The sequence below is a fragment of the Streptomyces sp. NPDC051243 genome (assembly GCF_044455405.1).
GTDB lineage: Bacteria > Actinomycetota > Actinomycetes > Streptomycetales > Streptomycetaceae > Streptomyces.
The window spans coordinates 99,840-123,285 of record NZ_JBITES010000023.1 but is presented as its reverse complement, the minus strand read 5'-3'; the positions used below and the strand labels follow the sequence as shown (position 1 = coordinate 123,285).

Below are 23,446 nucleotides of genomic sequence, written 5' to 3'. Positions count from 1 at the left end.
ACGCGCGGCCCGGGCACAACATCCGATGAACGTCTCAGGTCCGTACCGGCGCGAACATTCGTGCTCCGGCATGGCAGGCTTGGGTCATGGCCGTGCAGATCAACCCCAGCATCCTGTCCGCCGACTTCGCCCGCCTCGCGGACGAGGCCAAGGCGGTCGAGGGAGCCGACTGGCTCCACGTCGACGTCATGGACAACCATTTCGTCCCGAACCTCACGCTCGGCGTGCCGGTCGTAGAGTCCCTGGCCCGTGCGACGGACACTCCGCTGGACTGCCATCTGATGATCGAGGCCCCTGATCGGTGGGCACCGCAGTACGTGGAAGCGGGGGCCTCCTCGGTCACCTTCCATGTCGAGGCCGCCGCGGCCCCGGTGCGGCTGGCCCGGGAGATCAGGGCCAAGGGTGCCCGTGCCTCCATGGCACTCAAGCCCGCGACGCCCATCGAGCCGTACGAGGACCTGCTCCCCGAACTCGACATGCTGTTGATCATGACGGTCGAGCCGGGCTTCGGTGGTCAGGCGTTTCTCGACATCATGCTTCCGAAGATCCGCCGCACCCGCGAGTTGATCAGCAAGCACGGCCTGCAGCTGTGGCTCCAGGTGGACGGCGGGGTCTCCGCGTCGACGATCGAGCGGTGTGCCGAGGCGGGCGCCGATGTCTTCGTCGCCGGATCGGCGGTGTACGGGGCCGAGGACCCGGCCGAAGCGGTCCGTGCGCTGCGCGCTCAGGCGGAGGCGGTGACCAGGTCCGCCGCCTGGGCATGCGACCACTGAGCCAAGGGAACGTGAACGGCGCCCATCAGGGCGGATCAAGAGCGCCGGATCTGCAAGGATGAACGGCGAATCCAGAGTGTGAACAGCAGTGAGGAGATCGCCGTGTCGGGTATGTCGGCGGGCCGGTCAGCCATGCGGATGGGACCCGCTGAGCTGGTGCAGGCGGCGGCCATGGCCCGCCGCTTCTACCTCGAGGGCAAGTCCAAGATCCAGATCGCGGAGGAGTTCGGCGTCAGCCGCTTCAAGGTGGCCCGGGTCCTGGAGACCGCTCTCGAACGGGATCTGGTGCGCATCGAGATCCGCGTGCCGGCCGAACTGGACGCCGAGCGCTCGGACGCGCTCCGCGCCCGGTACGGCCTCAGGCATGCCGTGGTGGTCGAGTCCCCGGCCGAGGCCGAGGAGACGCCCGACCCCGAGAACCTGGGAGAAGTGGCCGCCGACCTGCTCGGCGAGCTGGTGAACGAGGGGGATGTGCTGGGACTGGCGTGGGGCCGGTCCACCATCCACATGGCGGCCGCCCTCGACCGGCTGCCGCCCTGCACCGTGGTGCAGCTGACGGGCGTGTACGACGCCGGGACCGCCGAGCGCGGTTCGGTGGAGGCGGTACGGCGGGCCGCGCAGGTCTCCGGCGGCGACGCACACCCCATCTACGCGCCCATGCTGCTGCCGGACGCGGCCACCGCGGCGGCGCTGCGCCACCAGACCGGGATCGCCCGGGCCTTCGAGTACTTCGACAAGGTCACGGTCGCCTGTGTCTCCATCGGCTCCTGGGAGCCGGGCATCTCGACGGTGCACGACATGCTCAGCGACGAGGAGCGGGCCCACTACGCCTCCCTCGGTGTCGCCGCCGAGATGTCCGCGCACCTCTTCGACGCCGAGGGGCGCCGGGTCGGGCGGGACCTGGGGGAGCGGTGCATCACGGTCAAGGCCGACCAGCTCCGCCGTATCCCGGAGGTCGTCGCGATCGCGGGCGGCGCGCGCAAGGCGGCCGCGATCGACGCGGTGCTGCGCTCGGGGCTCGTCACCAGCCTGGTGACGGACACCTCGGCGGCAGACGTGCTGATGACGGCGGGGACCACACCGAAGCCGGCGCTCAACAGGGCCGATCCGGACGGACACTGACGGAACGTCACGGTCTGAGCCGGCGCGCCGCAGGCGAACGGAGGGTACGGGGAGACGGCCGTTGTGACAGCGTCGGCACGGCGCTGCGGTTCGTCTCCCGGTGCTTGTGCGGGACATTCTGTTACCGCCGGGCCGCTCGACCACACGGACATCCACGCGGACGTCCACGCGGGCGCCGCGCGGGGCCCGTCCGGCCGTGCGGGTGCGTCGACGACGGCACGCGATCGCGGCCCCGGAACATCGGCATCGGGCGCGGCGGCGAGATCCACTACCTCGGCGATCACTACGACTTGTTCAGGGCGGTACTGAGATGACCGACAATCCGCTCGCGCCGGTGCTCACGGGCAGTGTGCCCCCGAGCGTCCTGTCCTGGCCGGCCGGGCTGCCCACGACAGCGGCCCTGGACGCGGCGCGCGCGGCAGGCTGGGAGACCGCCGTCCTGGGTCTCTCCGGCGTCACCGACAAGGCCGGACTGATGACGGCCTGCACCGAGGCGCTGCGGCTGCCCGACTGGTTCGGTGCGAACTGGGACGCCCTCGCCGACTGCCTCACCGACCTGGAATGGTGGCCTTCGCGTGGAGGGCGGCTGATCCTGGTCCGGGAATGGCAGGCGTACGCGGCGGCCAGCCCCGACGAGTGGGGGGTCCTGCAGGAGATCTTCGCCGACGCCGTGGCGCACTGGCGGGGGACGGACACAGGCCTGGTCGTCCTGATGGCGCTCGGCTAGAGCGGGACGGCGCTGGGCTGGATCGGGACGGCGCTTGCCCGGACCGGTCGCATCTGGCCGGGCCGAGGTCTAGGTCTTCGGTGCCAGCTTCGCCGGCAGCTCCGATCGGGATGCGATCCCCAGCTTGGCGTAGACGTGGCTGAGGTGGTACTCGACGGTCTTGACGCTCAGGACCAGCTCATGGGCTATACGGCGGTTGGAGAGGCCATCGGCGGCCAGGCGGGCCACCGCCAGTTCCTGTGGGGTCAGCGACAGCGGGGTTGCCGCGCCCGGGCCCACGGGCTGCCCGCAGGCGGCCAGTTCACGCGCGCAGTGGCCGGCGAGCCACACCGCGCCCAGCTGTGTGAAGACGCCGTGAGCGGTGAGCAGGTACTCGGCCCCGGCGGCGCGGCGACCGGTCCGGCGCAGGAAGATCCCGAGGGCGAGGGCCAGCCGTGCGGAGTCGAACGGGTTCTCGACCGTCGCGGCGTGTCGGAGACCTGTCCGGAGCGCCTCCTCGGCGGCCTCGGGGCGCTGCCGGGCTGCGAGCAGGCCGCCACGCACCCGTGAGGCGGCGGCCAGCGCCGACCTCCGTCCTGTCGCCTGGGTGAGCTCGTCGAGGCGGGCCAGTGTCGCGGCGCATTCCTGGAGGGCGCCGACGGCGAGCTGAGCGTGAGCGAGCAGGTCGTGCCAGGGCAGAAACGCCGGCTCGGCGGGCGTGCGCAGGTCCAGCAGCGGGCGCAGCGCCCGGACGGCCTCCGGATGGTCACCGCGGGCCATGGCCAGCCAGGCCCGGCTCCTGGCCATGGCCATCAGCGTGACCACGTCCCGGGCATCGCCCAGAACCCGCCGCGCCTCCGCCAGATGGGCTGCGGCGCCGGCCCTGTCGTCGCGCAGGGCCAGGACCATGGCCAGCTCCGCGTGCCCGAAGGGCGCGAGCCACGCCTGGCCGGCGTCGGTGGCGACGGAGCAGCCGACACCGAGGTGCAGCACGGCCTCGTCCCATCGCCCCGCGCGGAACTCGGCCTGGCCCAGGTGCGTGTCCGCCAGCACCCGTAGCGGAACCGGCCCGAGGCGGGTCATTCGCGCGGCCGCGAGCAGGTCGTCCCGGCCTTCTTCGAGGTCGTCCGACCACATCCGCAGCAGCCCGCGCCCCAGCAGCAGATCGGCGTCCTCCGGCGGGACGAGGGCGGCGGCGGGCAGGTCCCGGGTGAGCGCCACGCCGCGCTCGGCGGCACCGGTCATGCCCAGCGCGACCAGATGGCAGTAGCGCAGCGTGCCGCCCTTGGCGGGGGCCGTGCTGAGCGCTGTCGCGCGCTCGGCCCAGCGCGCCGCCTCCTCCCCCCGGCAATGGACGAGGCAGAGGGCGGCGAGGCGCTCCGCGATGCGCTGGGCCAGTGCGGGGTCGGCGGCCGGGTCGCAGTGCGCCCATGCGTCGCCGAGCAGGTTCCAGGCATCCGCCAACTGCCCTCGCACAAACGCCAGATGGCCCTCGGCGTAGCGCTGCCGGGCCGCTGTCGCCGCCCCGGGGTCCTTGGCGCAGCGGCGGGGACCGGGGTCTGTCATGTCGAGGTGGGGGGTGTGGGGGCGGGGCTCGGGTCCCGTCCTGTCGGGGTCGGTGGTGTGGTGGCGGGGTTCGGGTCCTGTCCTGCCGGCGGCGGCGGTGTGGCGGGGGTGTGTCGGTTCCGCCGTATCGGGGTCGTCGGCCTGGTGGCCTCGCCGGGGTCCCGTCGTGGCGGAGTCCTGGGCGCCGCGGTGCTCTGCGGTCGTCGGCTCCGGGCTGTCGGCACAGCGGTGTCCCGCTGCCGTCGACGCGCCGGCCAGGGCTTTGATCAGGGCGGCGGCCTCGTCGACCCGGCCGTCGGCGAGCAGGGCGTCCGCCGCCGCGATGGCCAGCCGGTCGCGCCCGGGGCCGGAGGGGGCCATGCGGAAGGCGTGCCGGGCCAGGGTCGCGCAGCCGGACCAGTGACCGGCGGCGGCCTCGTCGTCGGCGACCGAGGCGAGGTCGGCGGCCAGAACCTCGTCAGTGCCGTCGGCCGCGCCCAGCCGGTGCCAGAGGGCGCCGAACGGGTCGGTGGCCGCCTCGGCGGCGCGGGTGTGCAGCCGGGTGCGCAGGACCGGGCCCAGGTGGTGGTAGACGGACGCCCGCACCAAAGGGTGCGGGAAACACACCTCGTGCGTCCCCGGCATGAACCTCTCCCGCAGGAGGTCCTGGCCGATGGCCTGTTCAACGGCCGGCAGGGGATCGGCGACATCCGCGAGGCGCGCGGCCTCACGCAGGTCGCAGCGCGTGCCCAGGACGCTCGCCGCGGCCACCAGGTCCTGGGCCGCACGGTCGCAGCGGGCGAGGCGGGCGAGCACGAGCAGGCTGTACGAGCGGGGCGCCGGCAGTGAGTCGTCCGGCCCGGCCAACACCTCGGCGGGGACCTCACGCAGCAGGGCGCGGACGTGCAGCGGATTGCCGCCGGTGTGATCGTGCAGCCGGGCGGCGGCGTGCGAGGGCAGCGGTGTGTCGAGCAGCCGGGCGGCCAGCCCGGCGATGTCGGCCACGCCCAGCGGGCCGAGCGTCAGCCGTACGGTGTCGTCGTCCGCCAGCAGGCGGCGCATGCCCTCCGGCACCGCCGGGTCGGCGGCGTCCCGGGTCACGACCACGGCGAGTACCCGGTCCGCGCCCAGCCGGCGCAGCGCGAAGGCCGTCGCGTCCAGGGAGGGGACGTCCGCCCACTGTGCGTCGTCGAGGACCACGACGAGGGGCGTGTCGTCCTTCGACTGCCCCAAGGCGTCGAGAAGTCGCGCCCCCGCGACGAACGGGTCGGCGACGTCCCGCAGTGACGCGCCGCGCGTCCCGCCGTCCGCTGCCGCCGGAAGGCGGTCCAGGAGCCTGCCCAGCAGCCCGTACGGCAGCGTCGACTCGTTCTCCTCACCGGCCACCCGGCAGGCCCGCACGGGGTGCCGGTGGAGCAACTCCCGCACCAGCGCGGTCTTGCCGATACCCGCCGGGCCGTCGACGCAGGCCAGGCGGGCTCCGTCGGCTGTCCCGGTCACCAGGCCGCCCAGCAGGGCGAGTTCACGCTCGCGCCCGCAAAAGGCGTGCTCCGGGTTCGTGGCCCGCGTGGAGGCGGGAGGTGGGTCGGTGTCCGGCGCGTCCGGCCGTGGTGATGCGGGGGCGGACGAGAGGACGGTCATGACGGCTCCCCCGAGGCTCACCCGGCGCTGACTGACTCACGGTGGCGGGCGGCCGGGCTCCGTTCAACCAGAATCCGCAACTCCGCGCCGAGCTGGCTCAGTTGGCGGAGGAGGCGGCTCAAGCAGTCGTACTAGCTCCAGCCATCCCCGGAAAGGCACCGGCACCGCCGCGCCCTCCACGAGGACCTGGCCGTGGATCTCCCGGCCCGAGCGGTACAGGTCGATGACGTAGCGCATGGCGGCTCCCCGCGGCATGGAACGTCGTTCCGAGCAGACGCAGCAGGTTCCCTCCGGTGATCTTCCTCTCGTCGGCCGGGGCCAGCCCCAGCGCACGCACCTTGGCCAGCTCCACGCCGGGGTGCAGCCACGGTCCGTCGGAGCCGAAGAGCAACTTCCCCGGACCCGCCCGCTCCAGGGCGCGTTCCAGCATGTCGAACCGGCGTACGCCCGAGGTGTCGGCGTACACGTTCGGATGGCGGACCAGATGGTCGACGAGGGCGAGTTGGGCTTCCCAGTCGTCCGCGAAGCTGCCCAGGTGCGGGATGACGAAGTCGACGTCGGGGTATGCGGTGGCGAAGAGTTCCACGGTGGCGACCTCGCCCATCACGTCGTAGAGCACCGGCAGTCCGAAGGAGCGGGCCGCCTCGCACACCTCGCGGGAGATCCGCGCGTCGTGGCGGTGGACCTTGATGCCGCGCAGCCCCCAGCGACCGGTGGCCTCGGCGAGCAGCGGGTGGATCCGGCCGGCGTCCCGCCCGGCGTGGACCATGGCGAAGCCGCTGTACCGGTCGGGACGGGCCGCGACGATCCGCCCCACCTGGGCGTTGGCGACGGCGTAGTCGGAGTGGAAGACCGGCAGCAGGACCGTGTGGCCGATGCCGGCCGCCCTCGCACGGCGGGCGTACGCGCCGAGCGGGGCGGTGTCCCAGGGACCGGAGAGATCCGGGCCCCGGCCGGCGTGACAGTGGCAGTCGATCACCATGCCCCGCTCCTCACGGCGTGCGCACACGCACGGCGCCCGGCGGCAGCGATGCCAGGCGGCGCCGCACGAAGAAGGCGTTGCCGCGCTGGTCCAGCCCCGGCACCGGCCCGATCCACCGCCAGCCCTGGTCGGCCGCGAAGCGTTCCGTGTACGCCTGCCACTCCCGCGGACTCGGATACCGCCCGAACCGGTCGCGGAAGTACTGGCGCGTCGAGCCGACCTCCGTGGCGGCGCCGACGGGATTGGACAGTGCTCCGGTCAGTGCCCGTACCGCGAGGGAGCGGGCCGCCCGGGGCAGCTGGTCCCACGGCCGCAGCTGGAGTTCCAGGTACCGGGCGCGCTGCCCCCTGGGCATGCCGGGCGGGGCCGGCGGGCCGAAGGTGCCGCCGGTGCGGACGAAGTCGGCGTGGCGCAGGGCCCGGCGGGTCGTCCGCCAGTTCCGCAGCACCGGCTGCAGCGGGGGCGAGCAGGCGCGCAGGAACGCGTGGAACGTGGGGTGCCTGTCACGGGTGAGCAGGGCGTACCGGTTGAGCATGGCCCATACGACCGCTGCCTGCTCGGGCCCGTCCCGTCGCCCGCCGGTTTCGCCGACGAGGAAACGTGCGGTCCACAGCAGGTCGTCCGGGAGGAAGCGGTAGGGGGGAAACGGATGGGGGGCGACCAGGGTGCCCAGGGGCGGGGCGCTCGTGGGCAGGGAGGTGACGACCCCCGTGTGCCCGTCCGGGCGGCCGGGCGGGGCCGTGGTGGCGGCTACCGGGCTCCTGTGCGGCGGCCGGGCCCGTGGCGCGGCAGGCGCGGGCGGGGCGGCGATCCGTCCGGTTCCGGGAAGCCCGGCCGCGGCCGGCGAGGCCGTCTCCGGCGGCTTGAAGCGGACGTGCAGGTGGTCGTCGTGGCCGGCCCACTGCCGTACGCCCCTGACTCCGGGGTCGTTGAACAGGACGAAGTGGACCGGCAGAACGCCGTTCCCCCGCAGTCGGTCGACGAGTTCCTGGGTGAGGGACTGCGCGTAGCCGGGCCGGTCCCAGCGGGCCGGGGCCTCCTGGCCGTCGGCGCGTACCGGGCGGATGTCCACGTCCAGGCCCAGCCGGTGGGAGCCGTGACCGGAGATGGGGCCGCCGCCGCGCAGGGAGATCTCCCGGATACCGATCCGCGGGCCGTCCGGGTGGGACCGGTGCCAGCCCTGTGCGGCCGCCAGCAGTGCCCTGATCGTCTCGGACCGGGCGAACTGCCGGTCGCGTCGGCCGTCCGCGTAGAAACCCGGACCCTGAGCGGGGAGTTGGGCCGAGATCGCCGGATCTTTGTCGAGCCCGGCTGCGACCCTCAGGTACGCCCAGGTAGCCGGTCCGATGACCCCGTCGGCCGGCAGCCCGGTCCTGGCCTGCCACCGGTACGTCTCGGTCACCAGCGCGGCGTCGTCCCATACCGTGCGCCGGGGATTGAGGGCGCGCCGCACGTCCACGAGCCGAGCGCCCCAGCCCAGCGTGCCCGCGTAGGCGCGGTTGCGCTCCGCCCGCGCCGGCCGCGTCTGCGTGAGCAGCGCCATGTCCGGTCACCGTCCTTCCGGCCCGGGCAGCCGGGGGGCGCCCTGGCGGCCGGGCGGGAGCGAGGCGGGTCGGGCCCGCGCCGCGCGCTGCGCCGACGGGAGCTGTGGGACGGAGCGGGGCTCCGCCAGGCCAGGGGCGGCCCTGCGACGGTTCGGTGCCGGCAGTGCGGCGGGGGAGGCGGGATCGAGGGCGGGACGACGGCCGGAGCGGTGCTGGGCGAGGCGGCTGCGCAGATGGATGGCGGGCAGCGTCCCGTCGACCGGGGTGCTGGTCAGGTCGACGCCGGTCACCGAGCGGTAGGAGTGGATGTACCCCTGGATCTCGCCGCGCCAGTAGCGCGCCCAGTTCGCGGCCGAGTTGCGGTCGATGATGTTGCTCCAGTCGCCGAACCGCACCGACAGCAGCAGTTGTTCGCCGAACCGTCCGAGGTCCCGGAAGTGGATCACCGTGTCGGGGGTCCAGCCTTGGAGGCGCTTCATGGTGTCCACCCGGTCCATCCACGGCTCCGGATAGGCGACCATCGTCCGGCCGGGCAGGAACTCCCGCATCTCCGGCCGCGCCAGGATCCACTGCTGCATCAGCATCTCCTGCCGCGCGGTCCAGGGCAGGTCGCCGTACTGGTTGTGCTGCCCCTCCGTCAGCAGGAGGTGGACGTCCTTGAGGGCGTTCAGGACCGGGAAGCCGTCGGCGAGGACGGTGGTGTCGTCGTCCTCGCGGAAGAAGACGGAGCTCAGCTGGAGCAGGGTGTGGAACGCCTCCAGAAACCGCGGCCGGCTGTCGGCCGGGCGCAACGCCGGTGCGCCGGGCGGGAGTTGGTTGATGCCGTAGTGGTGGTCGTACTCGTGCGCGCGGCGCAGGGCCGTCAGCCGGTGCTGGGCGTCCTGGACATAGCCCCACAGGATGGGGTTCAGGGCGCGGAGCGGATCGATCTCCACATGCGCGAGCGGATCCCGGGCACCGGGGCCGCGGATGTTCTGGAACCGGCGGGCGATGGCGTCCACCGACTGGGTCAGCATGCCTTCCTCGTGCCAGTAGCTGTGGATGAGTTCCAGGAAGCAGGGGAAGGTGAACTTCCCGCTGAGGATCCCGTAGCACTGGTCGCCGAATGCGTCGTGGACGCCGATCCCCTGGCCGCCGAGCTTCATCCGGATCAGGCTGAGGTACGGCAGGACAGCCGGGTCGGCGGCCGGGGCGTGCAGCGGGTCGGCTTTCACATAGCGCGTCCAGCGGTTGATGATCGCCGACTGGAAGGCGTCACCGCCCGGTTCGTCCGTGCTGTAGCGGTCCAGTTCGTCCGCCAGCTCCCGGTCGGTGAGCTTGAACTGCCCGGCGATGTCACTGGACGTCACATGAACACCACAGTTGACCAGCAGAAACACCTCGGTGGCGACCTTGAGCAGCAGATAGGCGTCGACACCCGGGAAGGGCAGCGCGCGGCTCATGGGCTCATGCCGGGGGGCGGGCACCGTCGGCAGCTGCCTCGTGCCGCACATGATCTCGTTGATCCAGTCCGCGTACGGCTGGAAGGCGAGGCGGTCGGTGCTGCGCCGGATGACCGTCCACAGCGCCTGGTCGTCGGTGGGTTTGGTGTCCGTCCGGCCCATGTGCACCCGGAGGGAGTCGCCGCGTGCGAAGGGTTTGGTCTGCACCGTGACCTGGTCGGTGTCCTCCACGGGGGGCCGGCCGGGCGTGGTGTAGATGGCACGCGCGGTGTAGCGGCTGGGTTGCTGGTCGGCGGGCACGTCCCAGAAGGCGGTCCACGGCCCCTGGTCGTCGGTGTCGGTGCCCGTGGTGGTCAGGGTGCCGATTCCGTCGACGACCCACCTGATGCTCGCCTCGGCGGCAGGCGCCGCCGCCCCCGCCGGGCCGCCTCCCGGACTGTCGGCGGCGGAGGGCGTCGTACCCGACGGGTTGCCGGCGGGGGCCGTTGTGGCGGTGATCTGCATGCCGGCGGAGGAGCCGGCGGCGGCCGCCGCGGCCAGTTCGCGCCGGGTCAGCTCGAAGGTGAGAAGGACCCTGCCGCCCTGTTCGATGGTCTGTGGTTGGGCCTTGAGATCGGCCATGACGAACTCCTCAGCTTCCGGCAGTGCCGGCGGACACTTCGGGTCGGGCCCCCGCGCACCGCTGCGTCGTAGCGAGCGTGCCGGCGAGGGCCCAGTGGGTGATCGCGTCCCCGAGGAGGAGGCTCTCCACCTCGGGGGTGATGCGGGCGGCGGCTCGCGCCTGGCCGAGGACCGCGAAGACGAGTGTCGGCGGGGCCCGGCGCAGGAGCTCGGGCCTGCGCGTCCAGTACCGGTGCCGGGCCAGGAGCTGCTCCGGCCGGCGCGACGCGAGCGGCATGACGTCCGCCAGCCGCAGGCCGCCGAGCGTGGGCGGCCGGTGGTTCAGCAGGACGTCCACGAAGCGCGGCACCGTCGACTCCAGGGCCTCCAGCAGGAGCATCAGGTTCCGGGGGAGCGGAGCCGGCGGATGGAGCGCGGACCACAGTGAGGCCAGCGCGCGCCACTGCGGGTGCGGATACAGCGCGTCTCCCAGCGCGCAGCTCAGCCGGACCCTGATGTACGGCATCGGATGCGGGTCGTCGGGCACGACGGCGAAGACGAACCTGCGGGGCAGGCTCACCACACCCATCAGGCCGAGCGTGCCCGCCACGCCGAGCTGCCCGACCGACCAGAAATCGGCGACGATCTCACTGATCGTCAGCCCCCAGTAGGCGAAGGCGGCCCGCTCCGCCGGGTCGCGCCCGGTCAGCTCGGCGTCGAGCAGCACCGGTCGCAGGGAGTCCACCAGGCCCAGCAGGGCGGCGGCCTGGTGGCCGACCTCGTGGACCAGGGAGGCGCCGATTCCGTACCCCACCATGCGTTCGCGGGGCATGCGGATGAGGGCCACCGGCGTACGTCCGCCGCCCGGTATCCGGGTGTTGGCCCGGCGGATGGCCGCTCCCGGCCCGTGATCGAGGTAGGTGAGGACGGGGGGCGGTGTGTGCAGCGGGGTGCGCGGAGTCGTCAGCGCGTCCGCCGCCGCGATGTCCAGGCCGGCCAGCCACACCCCGGTGTCCCGTTCGCTGCGCTGGGTGATCGCCTCCTGGAACAGGTCGAACTGGGTCAGAACGCCGTTGAAGCGGCTGCGCAGTACCGTGAACCGCCGCTGCGCGAGCTGTGGGGAAGCGGTGCGGCCCGGGCCGGCGAGCCAGGCCAGATACGCTGCGACCCGGCGGCGCAGCTCCCGGCGCCCGGTGAGCAGGAACCGCTCCACGGCGGCCTGGGCCTGCGGGGTCGGGGCGGCGGCGGGGACCATCGTCTCGTGCAGCGCGAACGGCTTGACCCGGTCCAGCCGGGTCAGCAGGGCGCGGGCCTCGCCGTCCAGCAGGGGCACGGCCGCGGATGTGGCCTCCACGGCTCCTCAGAGCCCCAGGATCACTATCTTGCGGCCGTAGCGGACCCACCGGCCGGAGCGGGCACGGCCGGCCACCTGGCCGTTCGCGGGCGTGCCCGGTGCGGCCTCCGGCCAGTACCAAGGGCCGGGGCGCGTGATCAGCTGCGGGTGGCGGGCGAGGCCCGGCGCATGCAGTTGTGCGGCGGCCAGCAGGGCGTCACGGGCCAGCAGCTGGGGTGGCGCATGGCGCTGGTCGAGCGCCGCGTTCTGCGCCGAGGCCGCGGCCAGCCGCACGAAGCGCCGGGCGATCTCGAACTCGTACTCCTGCCGGTCGACGCCTTCGGACTGCACCTCGAAGAGCTTGCTCGCCATCGTCCCCAGCATGCCGCCGGCGATGGTGCCCAGGCCGGGGACGACGGAACCGAGGGCTTTGCCCGCCAAGGGCAGGGCGAACCTGGCGATGCCCTTCAGCGCGCCGCCGAGCGCCCGGCCGACCCGCGATTTCAGGAACCCGCCCACACCCCTGCCGATCCGCTGCAGGAGTGGGCCGAGGAACTCCTCCAGCTCCGCCTCGGTCGTGATCTCCAACAGCTCCGAGGCCAGCTGGATCTCCTCCTGCTCGGTGAGCGGACTCTCCGACTGCCGCGCCGGGACCAGCTCCCCGGGCATGCCCTCGTGGAGCGGTGCCCCCTCGTGGAGCCCGGGCCCCTCGTGCAACCCGGCCTCCGCCTCCCACTGTTCGGCATGGGCCCCGAACTCGCCCGCCTCGCCGGGGCCGCCGAACGTGCCCTCGGCGTGCCCGGCGAACTCGGGCTGCTCCGCGTGCGTGCCGAACTCCGCCTCGGCACCCTGCATCTCGTACTCGCCGGGCATCTGCGCCTCCGCGCCGAACTCCAGCTCCTGTTCGTAGGACTCGCTCTCGTGGTAAGGGGTGAGCCCGTACTGCTGCATGCCCATCAGCTCCCTCCCGGTCGCGGTGACCGTGGTCGGCCGAGCCCTCACATGGGCTCGTCCGCCAACGTAGGAAGGCGGGCCCGGGGACCGCGTCAGTGCCCGCTTCCGGGGCGCCCCCTGGACGGCAGGCGGGAGGGGCCGGGGGAGGCGCCCGTCGACGCCCCTCGCGGCCCTGGGAACAGACCCCGGGGGAAGCCCCTGAGATCCGGAGGCCGCCCCCGGGGGCCCGGGGGCCCAGGGGCGGGAAGCCGGCTCTCGGTCGCCCGACACCGCCGCGGCTTCGGAGGAAGTGACGAAGGGGCCGTCCGCCTGCCTGGACGTTCCGACCAGCCCGTTCATACCCGACGACATGGGACAATGAAGTACGTGCTCCTACCCCTGGCTGACCTGTCCGGGGGCCACCTCTGATCGACTGGGATGTGCAGCACGTGCGTTTCCTCAATGACATCCAGCCCGCGTACGACCTGACGTACGACGACGTCTTCATGGTCCCGAGCCGCAGCGCGGTCGGCTCGCGGCAGGGCGTGGACCTCAGCTCCCCGGACGGCACGGGCACCACGATCCCGCTGGTCGTCGCCAACATGACCGCCATCGCCGGCCGCCGTATGGCCGAGACGATGGCCCGGCGCGGCGGCCTGGTGGTCATTCCGCAGGACATCCCGATCGACGTCGTCACGGACGTCATCGCCTGGGTGAAGAGCCGCCACCACGTCCTCGACACCCCGATCGTGCTGGCCCCGCACCAGACCGTCGCCGACGCGCTGTCGCTGCTGCCCAAGCGTGCGCACAACGCCGGTGTCGTCGTCGACGAGGACAACAAGCCGATCGGCGTGGTCACCGACTCCGACCTCTCCGGCGTGGACCGCTTCACCCAGCTCGAAGTGGTCATGTCCCGTGACCTGCTGCTCCTCGACGCGGACATCGACCCGATCGAGGCCTTCAACACCCTCGACCACCACAACCGGCGCTACGCCCCCGCCGTGGACGCCGACGGCCGTCTCGCCGGCATCCTCACCCGCAAGGGCGCCCTGCGCGCCACGCTGTACACGCCGGCCGTCGACGCGAACGGCAGGCTGCGCATCGCGGCCGCCGTCGGTATCAACGGCGACGTGGCGGGCAAGGCCAAGCAGCTGCTCGACGCGGGCGTGGACACGCTCGTCATCGACACGGCGCACGGCCACCAGGAGTCGATGATCAACGCGATCAGGACCGTGCGCGCACTCGACCCGCAGGTGCCGATCGTCGCCGGCAACATCGTCGCCGCCGAGGGGGTCCGGGACCTCGTCGAGGCCGGGGCCGACATCATCAAGGTCGGTGTCGGTCCGGGCGCGATGTGCACGACCCGCATGATGACCGGCGTCGGCCGGCCGCAGTTCTCTGCGGTCCTGGAGTGCGCCGCCGAGGCGAAGAAGTACGGCAAGCACGTGTGGGCCGACGGTGGTGTGCGGCACCCGCGTGACGTCGCCATGGCGCTCGCGGCCGGTGCGTCCAACGTGATGATCGGGTCCTGGTTCGCGGGGACGTACGAATCGCCGGGCGACCTTCAGCACGACGCCCAGGGGCGGGCGTACAAGGAGTCCTTCGGCATGGCCTCCGCGCGTGCCGTGCGCAACCGTACGTCGGAGGAGTCCGCGTACGACCGCGCCCGCAAGGCCCTGTTCGAGGAGGGCATCTCCACCTCCCGCATGTTCCTCGACCCGGCCCGGCCCGGCGTGGAGGACCTGATCGACTCGATCATCGCGGGCGTGCGGTCGTCCTGCACCTACGCTGGTGCCGGCTCCCTGGAGGAGTTCGCCGAGAAGGCCGTCGTCGGCATCCAGAGCGCGGCCGGCTACGCGGAGGGCAAGCCGCTGTACGCCAGCTGGAGCTGACGCCTCAACGCCCTTGCGCACGGCCCCCGTTGTCCCGCACGCCGGGAAAAGCGGGGGCCGTTCGGCGTGCTCGGGCTCTACCGTCGGGGTATGGAGATCACCGCCTGTACGGCCGCCGACGTCGCCCTGCTGGACCGGTACATGGGCTCGCCCGGCCGTACTTCCTTCCATGCCCGGCGGTTCGCGCGCCAGGAGGCGGGGGAGTGCACCTGTCTCGTCGCCTGGCTGGACGGGCGGCCCGTCGGACACACGGAGATGCGCTGGATCGGCTGCGCGGACGCCGACGTACGCGCAGCGCGTCCCGGCTGCCCCGAGATCGGCGGCCTCGCCGTGTGGCCCGAGGAGCTGCGCTCGCGCGGCATCGGTACGGCGTTGGTACGCGCCGCCGAGGGATTGGCCCGGGAACGGGGCCTGAACGTCGTCGGCATCGGTGTCGCCAAGGACAACCCGCGGGCGGCCGCCCTCTACGCCCGGCTCGGTTACCGGTCTCTGACCGACTACCTCGACCGCTACTCGTACGAGGACGCCGACGGCACGATCCGCGAGTGCGTCGACCCCTGCACGTTCCTCGTCCGAGACCTCCCCTGAACAGCCCGTACGCAACGGTCGAACGCCGCCCTGCAACGAACACCCACCCAGCCCCCAGGAACGCAATGATCTTGCGGGCATACGCAAGGTTGCTGCATTACAACGGCAACGCCGCTCCTCGTAGGCTGTCGCCTCGTACGTGGCGTGGCAGGGACCCCGCTCGGTGGGTTCCTGTTGTCGCAGGGTGCCGCCGGTCCCCGCCGCCCCGATAGGCAGCGACGAAGGAGTCAGCGCGTGCTCGACCAAGGCGCACCCCCGCAGAACAGCAACCGGACAGGCCCGCCGTCCCCGGGTCTCGGCGCGCGTCTGATGCGTCGCAAGCCCGTGGAACACCTGGTCGCGGAGGGCGGTCAGGGTGAGGGAGGGGCCCTGCGGCGCTCCCTGGGCATGTGGCAGCTCACCATGATCAGCATCGGTGCCACCCTCGGCACCGGCATCTTCGTCGTCCTCGGCGACGCCGTCCCGGAGGCCGGTCCCGCGGTCACCCTGGCCTTCGTGATCGCCGGTCTGACGGCGCTGTTCTCGGCCCTGTCCTACGCCGAGCTGGCCGGCAGCATCCCGGTCGCGGGCTCCTCGTACTCGTATGCGTACGCAACGATGGGCGAGCTCGTCGCCTGGATCTGCGGCTGGTGTCTGGTGCTGGAGTACGGCGTGTCGGTGGCCGCCGTCGCCGTCGGCTGGGGCGAGTACCTCAACGAGCTGCTCGACGGGACCATAGGCGTCACCATCCCGTCCGTGCTGTCCTCCGCGCCCGGTGAGGGCGGGATCATCAACCTGCCCGCGCTGATCGTCGTCCTGCTGGCGATGGTGTTCCTGCTCGGCGGCGTCCGGGAGTCCGCCCGCGCCAACACGATCATGGTCGCCGTCAAGATCGCCGCGCTGGTGCTGTTCTGCGCGGTCGGCTTCATGGGCTTCAAGTCCGGCAACTACGCCGACTTCATGCCGCTCGGCATGGCGGGCGTCAGCGCCGCCGGTGCCACGCTCTTCTTCTCCTACATCGGCTTCGACGCCGCCTCCACCGCCGGTGAGGAGGCCAAGGACCCCAAGCGGGACCTGCCGAGGGCGATCATGCTGTCGCTGATCATCGTGACCGCGCTGTACGTGCTCGTCGCGGGTGTAGCCGTCGGCGCCTGGCACTGGACGAAGTTCGAGGGCTCCAGCGCCTCCCTCGCCGCGATCATGAACGACGTCAGCGGCCAGACCTTCTGGGGCACGCTGCTCGCCCTCGGCGCGGTCATCTCCATCGCGAGCGTGGTCCTCACGGTGCTCTACGGCCAGACCCGCATCCTCTTCGCGATGTCCCGCGACGGTCTGGTGCCCAAGGCGCTCGGCAAGGTCCACGCGAAGACCGGCGCGCCCCGCCTCAACACGGTCATCGTGTCCCTCTTCTGCGGTGCGCTCGCCGCCCTCATCCCGCTGGGCAAGCTCGTCGACGCCACCAGCATCGGCACGCTGTTCGCCTTCGCGCTGGTCAACATCGCGGTGATCGTGCTGCGCGTGAAGCGGCCCGAGCTCGAGCGCACGTTCAGGGTGCCGTTCGGGCCGGTGCTGCCGGTGCTCGGCTTCCTGTTCTGCGCGTACAACATGTTCAGCCTCGACAGCGTCACCTGGGTGGTCTTCGGGTTCTGGATGGCCGCCGGTCTCGTGTTCTACTTCGTGTACGGCTATCGCCGTTCCCGTCTCGCGACGGATGAGGCTCTCGCAACACCAGAAGTGAAGTGAACACCCCGCAGTGCTGAACGATCTCGACGAACGCATCGTGCACGCCCTCGCCGAGGACGCCCGCCGCTCCTACGCGGACATCGGGCAACTGGTCGGCCTGTCCGCGCCTGCCGTGAAGCGGCGCGTGGACAGGCTGCGGGCCACCGGGGCGATCACCGGCTTCACCGTGCGGGTGGACCCGTCCGCCCTGGGCTGGGAGACCGAGGGGTTCGTCGAGATCTACTGCCGGCACAACACCTCGCCGGAGACCATCCGGCGGGGGCTGGAGCGGTACCAGGAGGTCGTGGCCGCGTCGACCGTCACCGGTGACGCGGACGCGGTCGTGCAGGTCTTCGCCTCTGATATGCGGCACTTCGAGCGGGTGCTTGAGCGGATCGCGGGCGAGCCGTTCGTGGAGCGGACCAAGTCCGTTCTGGTTTTGTCGCCATTGCTGCGGCGGTTTTCTTCCGGGTCGCCCACGTAGTGGGTCGTCCGCGGCTTGGTGGAGGTTGATCGCGCCCACGCGGCGGAGCAGCACATCCATACAGCCCCGCGCCCCTATCGGGCGCGTTTGCGCACGGTCGTCAGCATGCGCCGTACGACCACCGCGTTGCCGCGTGTTCCGATCACCAGGAGCCGGTACAGGGTGCCCGCCGGGCCCGGGAAGGCCGCCCACGTTTCGGCGCGCACCCTCGTGTGTCCCCCGCCTGCCTCCTCCAACCGGAAGATCAAGGCGTACGTCGAGAAGCGGTGGCTCCCGGCGAGTGCGAGCTCCCTCCCCGGCACCGCGCTGACCACGTGGAACCCGGGGACCGTGGAGCCCTCTGCCGGCGGCCTCGGGCCGGACGCGGTGCGGTCGGCGCAGCCGAGCAGGCGTGCGACGAACGCGGTGGGCCGGTTCCTGACGCTGCGGTCGACCATTTCGGCGACGGCGCGCCAGACGGCGTCCGGATCCGCGGCGACGACCGTCGTGTGCGCGTCGACGAACGGCAGGTCGAGCATCTTGGCGGCGTCCATGAAGTCCCCCTCGAACTGGCGGTTCGGCCTCTTCCGGAAGTCTTCCGGGCCGCTGGGCACGACGGCCTCCTCCGGCAGGAGGACGTGCATAGCCGCTCGGCGGAGAACCTCAGTCGGCCGTCTTGCGTGCCAGCGCGTTGTTGTCGATCGAGTTGTGCACGCTGAAGCTCACCGCGTCCGAGCGGTAGCGGTCGTCCGACCACTCCACCGGCCGTCCCTCGCGGGTCGTCGTCACGCGGCGGACCCGCAGCAGCGGGCTCGTGCGGCGGATGCCCAGCAGTTCGGCGTCCTGGGCGCCCGCGGCCACCGCGTCGATGACGTGCTCGCCGTAGGCGAAGACCAGGCCCGAGTCGTCGTAGAGGCGCTGCGTGACGGACGGGCAGTCGGGCTCGATGGCCTCGACGGCGGGGGAGATCCAGTCGGCGTACACGGTCCGCTCCAGCAGCACCGGCTCGCCGTCCAGGCCGCGCACCCGCAGGACGTGCAGCACCGGGGTTCCGGCGCTCAGCTGAAGACGTACGGCGTCCTCGGCCGTCGCCGGGCGGTACTCCTGCGCGACCACGTGCCCGGTCGCCTCGCGCCCCATCGCCTGTGCCCACTGGGCGAAGCTGCGCAGTTCGGCGAAGCTCTGGCTGCGGCGGCTGGCGAGGACGAGCCGGCGGGCGCCCTGGCGGGAGCCGATGAGGCCCTCGGCGGTCAGTGTCGCGACGGCCTGCCGGACCGTGCCGCGTGAGACGCCGTAGCGGGCCGCGAGGTCGGTCTCGGCGGGCAGCAGACTGCCGACCGTGTACTCCTCGCGGTCGATCGCCCGGCGCAGTTCGTCGGCGATCTCCTCGTGTCGCGCCGCCATGCTTCCCCTCTGAGTCGATTGCTGTGCACAGCGTGACCAGCGTAATCGAGATCCCGTGGTGATCCGTGTCAGTGGGGACTATGCACAAATTCAGGGCAGAGGCTTTCGCCAGTGTTAACGGACGTGTCACCATCGGCGGGCCTACTGGGGCCAACTTGTTCAGACAAGTTCGAGATCTTTCCTGGGCAAGATCCTCCTGCACCGTCGCGCGTCCCCTGGAGAAACCGTGGCCACGTCTTTGCCGAGCACAGCCCTGCCGAGAACCGCCGCCCGAAGCGGCGCCCTCGCCGTCGTAGCCGCGCTCGCCCTGAGCGCCTGTGGCGCCGCCCCCGACAACGCGTCCACCAGCGCCGACGGCAAGAGCGCCGCCACCGCCACCTCCGCCGAGGAGTTCGGTGGCATGGACGCCCTGGTGAAGGCGGCGAAGAAGGAGGGCAAGCTCAACGCGATCGCCCTGCCGCGTGACTGGGCCAACTACGGCGCCCTCATCGACGGATTCGAGAAGAAGTACGGCATCAAGGTCGAGGTCGACAATCCCGACGGCTCCAGCCAGGAGGAGATCAGCGCGGTCACCACGCTCAAGGGCCAGGACCGTGCGCCCGACGTACTGGACCTGGGACAGTCGTTCGCGCTGAGCGGGGCCCAGCAGGGCCTGTTCGCCCCATACAAGGTCGCGTCGTTCGACGACATCCCCGTGGCCCAGAAGGACGCCCAGGCCCGGTGGTACAACGACTACGGCGGCTACATCTCCATCGGCTGCGACGCGGGACGCGTCAAGGAGTGCCCGACCACCTTCAAGGACCTGCTGAAGCCGCAGTACAAGGGCCAGGTCGCCCTCAACGGCAACCCCACCAAGTCGGGCTCGGCCTTCGCCGGGGTGTGGGCGGCGGCCCTGGCGAACGGTGGCTCGTTCGACGACCTGCAGCCGGGGATCGACTTCATCGCCGAACTGAAGAAGAACGGCAACTACACGCCGGTCGAGTCGACTCCGGCCACGGTCGAGAAGGGCGAGACGCCCATCACCATCGACTGGGACTACCTGAACGCCGGATACGCGCAGGAGTTCAAGTCCAAGGGACTGGACTGGAAGGTCGCCGTCCCGACCGACGGCAAGTTCTCCCAGTACTACTCGCAGGCCATCAACAAGGACGCCCCGCACCCGGCGGCCGCCCGGCTCTGGCAGGAGTACCTCTACAGCGCCGAGGGCCAGAACCTCTGGCTCAAGGGGTACGCCCGCCCGGCTCTCATGGCCTCGATGGAGAAGGCCGGCACGCTCGACAAGGCCGCCGCGGCCAAGCTGCCCGAGGTCTCGGGTACGGCAGCCTTCCCGACCGAGGCCCAGCAGGCCAAAGCCAAGGAAGTCCTCGCCCAGGGCTGGGGCAAGGCTGTCTCCGGATGACGACCCGGACCGACGCGACCGTCGCCCCCGCCGCCTCGGCGAACACCGGTACCGACGCCGCCGCGCCCGCCGCCCCCTCCGGGCGGCGGCGCCGCGTCGGGGGCGGGCTCGCCGTCGTCCCGCTGCTCGCCTTCGTGGCGCTCGCTTTCGGGATCCCCGCCCTGGCCATGATGAACGGCGCCTTCACCGTCAAGGACCCCGTCACGGGAGCCACTTCGTACGGCGTCGCCAATGTGACCGCCTCGCTGCAGGGGGCGTACCTCACCGCCCTGATCGGCAGCGTGAAGCTCTCCGCCTTCTCCGCGGCCATCGGCGTGGTGAGCGGGCTGCTGCTGGCGCAGGCCGTGGTGACCTCACGGTCCAAGATGCTGCGTGAGGCCGTGCTCACCGCCTCCGGGGTCCTCGCCAACTTCGGCGGTGTCCCGCTGGCCTTCGCCTTCGTCGCCACGCTCGGCAACTCGGGCTTCCTCACCCGTCGCCTGGACCTGACGGACAAGGGGTGGAGCCTCTACGGCTTCTCCGGGCTGACGCTGGCCTACCTGTACTTCCTGATCCCGCTGATGGTCCTCACCATCACTCCGGCGCTCGACGGACTGCGGACCCAGTGGCGTGAGGCCGCCCGGAACAACGGCGCCACCAACGCCCAGTACTGGCGGCACGTCGCACTGCCGGTGCTCGCCCCCTCACTGCTCGGCGGCTTCGTGCTGCTCTTCGGCAGCGCCTTCGCCGCGTACGCCACCGCGGCCGCCATGGTCGGCAGCTCGATCCCGCTGGTCACCCTGCAGATCGCCGACGCCCTCGCCGGCAACGTCCTGGTCGGCCAGGAGAACGTCGCGCTGGCCCTGAGCCTGGACATGGTCCTCGTGGCGGGCCTTGTGATGGCCGTGTACCTGCCCCTGCAACGACGGAGTGCCCGATGGCTCGCCTGACCAGTCGCGGAATCGGGAAGGTCCGCCCCGGGCGCGGTGTGGTCCTGCTGTGCGCCGCGGTCTACTTCCTGCTGCCGCTCGCCGCCTCCGTGATCTTCACGGTCGACGTACCCGGCCAGGGGGTGAACTTCGACGTCTACGAACAGATCCTCGGCGCCGAGGGTTTCGTCTCCAGCCTGCTGCTCTCGCTGGAACTGGCCGCCGCCACCATCGCGCTGGTCCTGCTGCTGATGGTGCCCGCGATGGTCGCGCTGCGGCTCGGTGCGCGGCGGCTGCGCCCGGTCGTCGAGATCGTCTGCTCGCTGCCGCTGGTAGTGCCGCCGATCGCGTTCGTCGCGGGCATCGCCACGGTGCTGACGTGGGGGCCCGAGTACTTCTCGCCGACTCCGTTGTTCCAGACCTTCGTGGCGGTGCAGAATCCCGACTTCCCCGTAGTACTCGTCCTCGCCTACACGGTGATGGCGCTGCCGTTCGTGTACCGGGCGCTGGACGCGGGTCTGCGGTCGATCGATGTACCCACCCTCGTGGAGGCGGCCCGCAACTGCGGCGCCGGCTGGGCGCAGGCGCTGGTCCGGGCGGTGCTGCCCAACCTTCGCGGGGCCCTGCTGAACGCCTCGTTCCTCACGCTGGCGCTGGTGCTCGGCGAGTTCACGGTCGCTCAGATCCTGAAGTTCCGGCCCTTCGCCGTCTGGATCGTCGGTATCGGCGGCTCGCAGGCACAGATGTCCGTGGCGGTGTCCGTCCTCAGCCTGTTCGTGACCTGGCTGCTGCTGCTCGCCATCGCCGCCTTCGGCGGGCGCACTCCCTCCCCGACCACCACCGAGAAGTGATCCGATCCCAGAGGTGACCCGGAAGATGACACTCACAGCACCCCAGCCGAAGGCCGACACGGCCGACGCGGCCGCCACGGTCGAGTTCCGGGGCCTGCGCCGCGCCTTCGGCAGCACGGTCGCCCTCGACGGGCTGGATCTCGCCGTACGGCCCGGTGAACTCCTGGCGCTCCTCGGCCCGTCCGGCTGCGGCAAGACCACGGCCCTGCGCATGCTCGCCGGGTTCGAGCACCCTGACTCGGGCGCCCTCCTGGTGGACGGAGAGGACGTCACCCGGGTCCCGGCGCACCGTCGCGACGCCGGCATGGTCTTCCAGTCGTACAGCCTGTTCCCACACCTCAGCGCACTCGACAACGTCGCCTTCGGCCTGCGCATGCGCAAGGTCGGCGCGGCCGAGCGCCGTGCCCGTGCCGCCGAACTGCTGGAACTCGTCGGTCTCGCGGACAAGAGCGGGCGCTTTCCGCACCAACTCTCCGGCGGCCAGCAGCAGCGCGTGGCGCTGGCCCGCGCCCTCGCCCTGCGCCCCCGGGTCCTGCTGCTCGACGAGCCGTTGTCCGCGCTGGACGCCAAGGTGCGGCTCACCCTGCGCGAGGAGATCCGCCGCATCCAGCAGGAGCTCGGCATCACCACGCTGTTCGTGACCCACGATCAGGAGGAGGCCCTGTCCATCGCCGACCGCGTCGCGGTGATGCGCGGTGGACGCCTGGAGCAGTGCTCCACCCCCCGCGAGTTGTACGCCGACCCGGGGACGGAGTTCGTGGCGGAGTTCGTCGGCACGGTGAGCCGGCTGCCCGGCCGCACGAACGGCACGGGCGCGGTGCGGGTGCTCGGCCGCACCGTGCCCGTGAAGTCCGGCTCCCCCGCCGGGGAAGTCGAGGTGGATGTCCTCGTCCGCCCGGAGGCCGTACGAGTCGCCGCGGACCCGGAGGGGGACGGGCAGGTGACAGCCGCCACGTTCCTGGGGGCGACCACTCGTCTCACTGTGCGACTGCCGCACGACGGCCCCGAGATCAAGGCCGACGTACCCACGGCCGAAGCCGGGGACTTCGCCCCCGGCGTCCGCGTGGCGGTCACGCTGCCGGACCAGCCGGTGATGGTGGTGGACCGGGCCGGGTGATTACTTGAACATGCCGCAGTAGAGGTTCACCGATGGGGTCTCCCAACGGCCGCCGTATTCCCGGAGCCACACGGTCTGCCAGGTCTTCGCCTTGGCTCCGGAATTCGGATAGTCGAACTTGCACTGATGAGTGATGCTCCATTTCGCCGACTTTTTGCTCTTGAATTCGTAGTTCTTCTGCTCGTACGCGACGCGGCCGAGTGCCGGGTGCTGGTAGTTGATGGCCGAGGTCATGTGGAACGTGTGAGAGCTCTTGCACTTCCAGGAGCCGTCGACGGATATGCGCTGGTCGTCGCGACTGTAGTAGTGATGGACCGGAATCCCCACGTAGAAGTCGCAGTCCTTGTACGTGTAGTGCACGGACAGAGCGCTGGCGGCCGGAGCCTGCAGCAATCCCAGTCCCGCTACGGACGCGAGCGCCGCGGATACCGCGGCGATTCGGGCAGGCAAACGCATGCGACACCTCCGGTCGGTGTGGTGTGGTCGCGTCAACCTAGCATGA

General features: G+C 71.8%; 20 protein-coding genes. 11 read left to right on the top strand and 9 right to left on the bottom strand.

What is annotated here, in order from left to right; genetic code table 11:
• Window positions 1-86: 86 nt before the first annotated feature.
• The 3 genes from rpe (at window position 87) to ACIBAG_RS41835 (ending at window position 2,622) form a co-directional block, all read left to right on the top strand.
• Window positions 87-773, top strand: a complete 687-nt coding sequence (gene rpe, locus ACIBAG_RS41845) for a ribulose-phosphate 3-epimerase (protein WP_399112867.1) — start codon at window positions 87-89, stop codon at window positions 771-773.
• Window positions 774-851: 78 nt separating this feature from the next.
• Entirely contained in the window at window positions 852-1,895 is a 1,044-nt protein-coding gene (locus ACIBAG_RS41840) for a sugar-binding transcriptional regulator (protein WP_399112865.1), read from the top strand.
• A gap of 310 nt (window positions 1,896-2,205) precedes the next feature.
• Window positions 2,206-2,622 (top strand): barstar family protein, encoded by a 417-nt coding sequence (locus ACIBAG_RS41835; protein ID WP_399112863.1) that lies wholly within the window; start codon window positions 2,206-2,208, stop codon window positions 2,620-2,622.
• Between the two features lie 69 nt (window positions 2,623-2,691).
• Here the strand turns inward: ACIBAG_RS41835 and ACIBAG_RS41830 are convergent, their stop codons facing one another.
• From ACIBAG_RS41830 to ACIBAG_RS41805, 6 genes are all read right to left on the bottom strand, one after another.
• A complete protein-coding gene (locus tag ACIBAG_RS41830; RefSeq protein ID WP_399112861.1) occupies window positions 2,692-5,787 on the bottom strand; it encodes an AAA family ATPase in 3,096 nt (1,031 codons plus the stop codon).
• A gap of 118 nt (window positions 5,788-5,905) precedes the next feature.
• On the bottom strand, window positions 5,906-6,769 hold the full coding sequence (locus tag ACIBAG_RS41825; protein ID WP_399112859.1) for an amidohydrolase family protein: 864 nt from the start codon (window positions 6,767-6,769) through the stop codon (window positions 5,906-5,908).
• A 10-nt stretch (window positions 6,770-6,779) separates the two neighbouring features.
• Window positions 6,780-8,312 (bottom strand): penicillin-insensitive murein endopeptidase, encoded by a 1,533-nt coding sequence (locus tag ACIBAG_RS41820; RefSeq protein WP_399112857.1) that lies wholly within the window; start codon window positions 8,310-8,312, stop codon window positions 6,780-6,782.
• 6 nt (window positions 8,313-8,318) lie between these two features.
• Window positions 8,319-10,376, bottom strand: a complete 2,058-nt coding sequence (locus ACIBAG_RS41815; RefSeq protein WP_399112855.1) for a hypothetical protein — start codon at window positions 10,374-10,376, stop codon at window positions 8,319-8,321.
• A 10-nt stretch (window positions 10,377-10,386) separates the two neighbouring features.
• Entirely contained in the window at window positions 10,387-11,709 is a 1,323-nt protein-coding gene (locus ACIBAG_RS41810; RefSeq protein ID WP_399112853.1) for a hypothetical protein, read from the bottom strand.
• Between the two features lie 6 nt (window positions 11,710-11,715).
• Window positions 11,716-12,645 (bottom strand): hypothetical protein, encoded by a 930-nt coding sequence (locus ACIBAG_RS41805; RefSeq protein WP_399112851.1) that lies wholly within the window; start codon window positions 12,643-12,645, stop codon window positions 11,716-11,718.
• Window positions 12,646-13,070: 425 nt separating this feature from the next.
• On the opposite strand from ACIBAG_RS41805, the gene ACIBAG_RS41800 reads away from it, so the two are divergent.
• The 4 genes from ACIBAG_RS41800 to ACIBAG_RS41785 all read left to right on the top strand — a co-directional run bounded on the left by ACIBAG_RS41800 (window position 13,071) and on the right by ACIBAG_RS41785 (window position 17,286).
• A complete protein-coding gene (locus tag ACIBAG_RS41800; RefSeq protein WP_399112849.1) occupies window positions 13,071-14,513 on the top strand; it encodes a GuaB1 family IMP dehydrogenase-related protein in 1,443 nt (480 codons plus the stop codon).
• Window positions 14,514-14,603: 90 nt separating this feature from the next.
• A complete protein-coding gene (locus tag ACIBAG_RS41795) occupies window positions 14,604-15,101 on the top strand; it encodes a GNAT family N-acetyltransferase (RefSeq protein ID WP_399112847.1) in 498 nt (165 codons plus the stop codon).
• A 234-nt stretch (window positions 15,102-15,335) separates the two neighbouring features.
• The gene (locus ACIBAG_RS41790) at window positions 15,336-16,823 is read left to right on the top strand and encodes an amino acid permease (RefSeq protein WP_399112846.1); all 1,488 of its coding nucleotides are present in this window, start codon (window positions 15,336-15,338) and stop codon (window positions 16,821-16,823) included.
• Window positions 16,824-16,833: 10 nt separating this feature from the next.
• Complete coding sequence (locus tag ACIBAG_RS41785) at window positions 16,834-17,286, top strand: Lrp/AsnC family transcriptional regulator (protein WP_062713983.1); 453 nt, start codon at window positions 16,834-16,836, stop codon at window positions 17,284-17,286.
• A 74-nt stretch (window positions 17,287-17,360) separates the two neighbouring features.
• On the opposite strand, the gene ACIBAG_RS41780 is transcribed toward ACIBAG_RS41785, so the two are convergent.
• Together ACIBAG_RS41780 and ACIBAG_RS41775 are read right to left on the bottom strand one after the other, a co-directional pair.
• Complete coding sequence (locus tag ACIBAG_RS41780; protein WP_399112909.1) at window positions 17,361-17,819, bottom strand: hypothetical protein; 459 nt, start codon at window positions 17,817-17,819, stop codon at window positions 17,361-17,363.
• 109 nt (window positions 17,820-17,928) lie between these two features.
• A complete protein-coding gene (locus ACIBAG_RS41775) occupies window positions 17,929-18,669 on the bottom strand; it encodes a GntR family transcriptional regulator (protein WP_399112845.1) in 741 nt (246 codons plus the stop codon).
• A gap of 226 nt (window positions 18,670-18,895) precedes the next feature.
• Between ACIBAG_RS41775 and ACIBAG_RS41770 the strand changes: the two genes are divergently transcribed.
• From ACIBAG_RS41770 to ACIBAG_RS41755, 4 genes are read left to right on the top strand one after another with little or no spacing between them, the layout of a single operon-like run.
• Window positions 18,896-20,068 carry an ABC transporter substrate-binding protein gene (locus ACIBAG_RS41770; RefSeq protein WP_399112844.1) on the top strand — a complete coding sequence of 391 codons (1,173 nt, stop codon included), beginning with the start codon at window positions 18,896-18,898 and terminating at the stop codon, window positions 20,066-20,068.
• Window positions 20,065-20,997: an ABC transporter permease gene (locus ACIBAG_RS41765; RefSeq protein ID WP_399112843.1), complete on the top strand. Its 933-nt coding sequence runs from the start codon at window positions 20,065-20,067 to the stop codon at window positions 20,995-20,997. Before ACIBAG_RS41770 ends, ACIBAG_RS41765 begins: the two co-directional genes overlap by 4 nt.
• Window positions 20,985-21,827, top strand: coding sequence for an ABC transporter permease (locus tag ACIBAG_RS41760; RefSeq protein WP_399112842.1), 843 nt, complete (start codon window positions 20,985-20,987; stop codon window positions 21,825-21,827). The genes ACIBAG_RS41765 and ACIBAG_RS41760 overlap by 13 nt, the downstream gene beginning before the upstream one ends.
• Window positions 21,828-21,852: 25 nt before the next feature.
• Window positions 21,853-22,944, top strand: a complete 1,092-nt coding sequence (locus tag ACIBAG_RS41755) for an ABC transporter ATP-binding protein (protein WP_399112840.1) — start codon at window positions 21,853-21,855, stop codon at window positions 22,942-22,944.
• Here the strand turns inward: ACIBAG_RS41755 and ACIBAG_RS41750 are convergent, their stop codons facing one another.
• Window positions 22,945-23,400 (bottom strand): hypothetical protein, encoded by a 456-nt coding sequence (locus ACIBAG_RS41750; RefSeq protein WP_399112839.1) that lies wholly within the window; start codon window positions 23,398-23,400, stop codon window positions 22,945-22,947. It lies immediately after the preceding gene.
• Window positions 23,401-23,446 lie beyond the last annotated feature (46 nt).